Here is a 3,179-nt window from a genome sequence, read left to right as displayed (position 1 = left end):
GGTGCTGCCGCGGCGCCTGCCCGCCCGTGTGCGGCGCGGGGGGCGGGAGGTCGTGTCGTGGACCGCGTACCTCGTCGTCGTCGTCCTCGTCGGGCTCGCCGCCTGGTACGCGGCGGAGTCCATGACCGCGGGGTTCGTCTTCCTCCGCTGAGCCCCGCCGGCCGCGCCGCGCGCGCCGCCCGTGGCTACGTGCCCCCGCGCCGGTCGCCGAACCCCAGCCGCGTCAGCGTCTCCGCGACGTCGCGCGGATCGGTGCCCAGATCGAGCCGGGTGAACACGTCGAGCTGCTCGCGGCCGCGCTCGTCGGTGTACTCCAGCCTCATCATGTGCTGCCGCACGCCCCACCGGGCCGACCCGAGGGCGCGCACCTCCACCACCTCGGACCGGGGCACGAACAGCACCCGTCCCAGTTTCTTGATCGCCAGTTGCCCGTCCACGACCTCGATCCGCGGTCGCCGCAGCAACTGCGACGCCCCGGACGGGATGAGGAACAGCGCCGCCAGGCCCGTGAGCAGCAGCGCGAGCGGCTCGGCACGCTGCAGTCCGACCACCACCAGCACGACTCCCGCGGCGATCTGCAGGCCCGGCCACACCATGCCCGGCGACCACGACACGGCCCCGGGTCCCGCTCCGGAGACCGCCTCACCATTCACACGCCCATCCTCCCTTATCCACAGGCGTTATCCACACTGTGGAGGAATAACACGCGTGGAGTTCGAAAGTCGTTCGAGTCGGAGCGGGCCCGACCTGCGGTGTCGACCTCGTCGTCGTCCCACAGGCTTTATCCCCAGTGTGGAGGGAGTTGTCCACAGTGTGTGAGGGGTGTGGAAGAGCGGGGTCACTGTGGTTGGCGGCCTTGCGTTCGGGCTGTTGACCTGCACAAATAGACACTTTTCGGAGAAAATGCAGGTCACCCCCCGCGTCGTGCGGGGGGTGACCTGTGGAAAAGCCTGTGGAAAGCGCGGGCGCGCCTCGCGGCGGGGGTCTGTGGAGAACCGTCAGCGCCAGTTCATCGTCATGAGCAGCCCGACGACGGCCACACCGAAGCCGATCGCGAAGTTCTGCCACGTCTCCAGATCGCGCATGAACGGGATCTTCTCCCCGGCGATGTAGTAGGTGACCAGCCACAGCAGCCCGACGATCATCAGACCCAGCATGAGCACCATGTACCAGCGCGCCGTCGGGGTTCCCTTGACCTTGACGGGGGTGCGGCTGACGGCCGCGTCGGTGTACTCGGTCTTGGACCGGACCTTTGACTTGGGCATTTCAGTCCTCGTGGTGGGGGATGTCGGGGCGAGTCTACCAAGCCCACGGGGGACGCTCCCCGGTCCGAGCGCAGTACGCTGCGTCTATGCGCATTCTCGTCGTCGACAACTACGACAGCTTCGTCTACAACCTGGTCCAGTACCTGGGCCAGTTGGGCGCGACGTGCGACGTGTGGAGGAACGACGACGAAAGGCTCGCCGGCCCGGACGGCCGCTATGACCCGGCCGGTCTGGAACGCGTCATCGGCGGGTACGACGGCGTCCTGCTCAGCCCGGGGCCCGGGACGCCTGACCGGGCCGGCGCCACGATCCCGCTGATCGGGGTCTGTGGGCGCGCGGGCGTGCCCGTGCTGGGCGTGTGCCTGGGCCATCAGGCGATCGGTGAGGCGTTCGGTGCGACCGTCGACCGCGCCGCCGAGCTCATGCACGGCAAGACGAGCCGGGTCACACACGACGACTCCGGCGTCCTCGCCGGCATCCCCAGCCCGTTCACGGCCACGCGCTATCACTCGCTGACCGTGCTGCCCGAGACGATCCCGGACACGCTCGTGCCGACGGCGTGGACGGAGTCGGGGCTGGTCATGGCGATGCGGCACCGCGACATGCCCATCCACGGCGTGCAGTTCCACCCCGAGTCGGTGATGAGCGACGGCGGACACCGCATGCTCGCCAACTGGCTGGGGATGTGCGGGGAGCGGCCGTCCGAGACCCTGGTGACGCGGCTGGAGTCGGAGCTCGACCGGACCCGCGGCGCCGCCCTCGCCTGACCGCGGCCGGATCGCGCGAGCCGTCACTTCGGTCAGCGTATCCCCAGGACGTGGTTCGGCGAACCGTGCAGAAGCGACGCCTGACCGCTGCACGCCGCGCGCGGTGGCGCGGCCGGGCGGTCAGCCGGGGCCGGGGACCAGGCCGAATCGGATAACCCGGACCACGACCTGGTCGTTGACGCCCGCCTCGCCCACCGGCGGCTGCTGCGAGTAGATCCGGCCGACCCTGGACAGGTCCGGATCGTTCTGCGGGAGCTCGACGAGCTGGCCGCGGCCGCCACGCCAGCCCGCCTGCTTGAGCTTGGCCAACGCCTCCTCGACGGTGTCGCCGACGATGTTGGGCATCTCGAAGCGGTTCCCCGCCGAGACCTGCAGCGTGATCGTCGCGCCCTTGAGCTGGGACTGCCCGGCGGGCGTCGACTGGCCGACCACCTGACCCTCCGGCGCGGTGCCGTCGACGCGCAGCGTGTCCACCCGGAAGCCCGCGGCCTCGAGCGTGGCCCGGGCGGACTCGGCGCCCTGGCCGACCACCCCGGGCACCGCGACCTGCTCGGGCCCGGACCCCACCGTCAGTCGGACCGGCCGGTCGGAGGGCACCTGCGCGCCCGGCGCGGGATCGGTGTCGACGACCTTGTCCTGGTCCTCCGGCGTCGACGGCCGGGCCTCGTTCTCCGGGACGACCTGGAACCCGGCCTCCTCCAACGCCAACCGGGCGTCGGCGGGCGACATCCCCATGACGTTGGGCACCGACAGGATCGGCTTACCCGTGGACACGACCAGGTTGATCTCCGAGCCCACCGCGAGGCGCTTGCCGGCGATCGGGTCCGACGAGATGACGTGACCCTCGGGGATCTCCGGGTGCGGCGCCGGCGCCTGCACCGGTTCCAGGCCGAGCGCGGTGAGCTCCTCGACTACCTCGGCCACCGGCCGCTGCGCCACCTCCGGGATCGTCACCTCCTGCGGCCGCGAGATCCCGCCGCCGCCGTTCGAGGTCGCCCACAGGGACACGGCCGTGACGCCGCCCAGGACGAGCAGCACCGCCAACGCGATCGCCACCCCTCGTGGCCTGCGGCGGTCGTCGCCCCGGGTCGTCGGCCGGCGACCGCCCGCGGAGTGGGACGCGGGACGGGACCCCGCCGCGGCACCC

Annotated in this window: 4 protein-coding genes; 1 reads left to right on the top strand and 3 read right to left on the bottom strand. The window is 71.4% G+C overall.

Annotated features, from left to right (window positions below; genetic code table 11):
• Nucleotides 1-185 precede the first annotated feature (185 nt).
• Nucleotides 186-614: a PH domain-containing protein gene (locus tag G6030_RS11135; RefSeq protein ID WP_347238640.1), complete on the bottom strand. Its 429-nt coding sequence runs from the start codon at nt 612-614 to the stop codon at nt 186-188.
• A 384-nt stretch (nt 615-998) separates the two neighbouring features.
• Complete coding sequence (crgA, locus tag G6030_RS11130; RefSeq protein ID WP_007626918.1) at nt 999-1,265, bottom strand: cell division protein CrgA; 267 nt, start codon at nt 1,263-1,265, stop codon at nt 999-1,001.
• An 86-nt stretch (nt 1,266-1,351) separates the two neighbouring features.
• Here crgA and G6030_RS11125 point away from each other — a divergent pair, with 86 nt between their 5' ends.
• Entirely contained in the window at nt 1,352-2,032 is a 681-nt protein-coding gene (locus G6030_RS11125) for an aminodeoxychorismate/anthranilate synthase component II (protein ID WP_182643170.1), read from the top strand.
• A 120-nt stretch (nt 2,033-2,152) separates the two neighbouring features.
• Here G6030_RS11125 and G6030_RS11120 read toward each other — a convergent pair.
• The coding region (locus tag G6030_RS11120; RefSeq protein ID WP_182643169.1) for a PASTA domain-containing protein at nt 2,153-3,179 on the bottom strand (1,027 nt) is incomplete at its 5' end.

Origin of the sequence: Dietzia sp. E1, from assembly GCF_014145015.1 — a bacterium.
GTDB classification, from domain to species: Bacteria; Actinomycetota; Actinomycetes; order Mycobacteriales; family Mycobacteriaceae; genus Dietzia; species Dietzia cinnamea_A.
The sequence above is the reverse complement of the archived record's forward strand: the minus strand, read 5'-3'. Positions and strand labels throughout refer to the sequence as shown.

Bases quoted from the DNA above. Each gene is read 5' to 3' on its own strand.
- crgA (WP_007626918.1), bottom strand. From the start codon at position 1,265: ATGCCCAAGTCAAAGGTCCGGTCCAAGACCGAGTACACCGACGCGGCC.
- G6030_RS11125 (WP_182643170.1), top strand. From the start codon at position 1,352: ATGCGCATTCTCGTCGTCGACAACTACGACAGCTTCGTCTACAACCTG.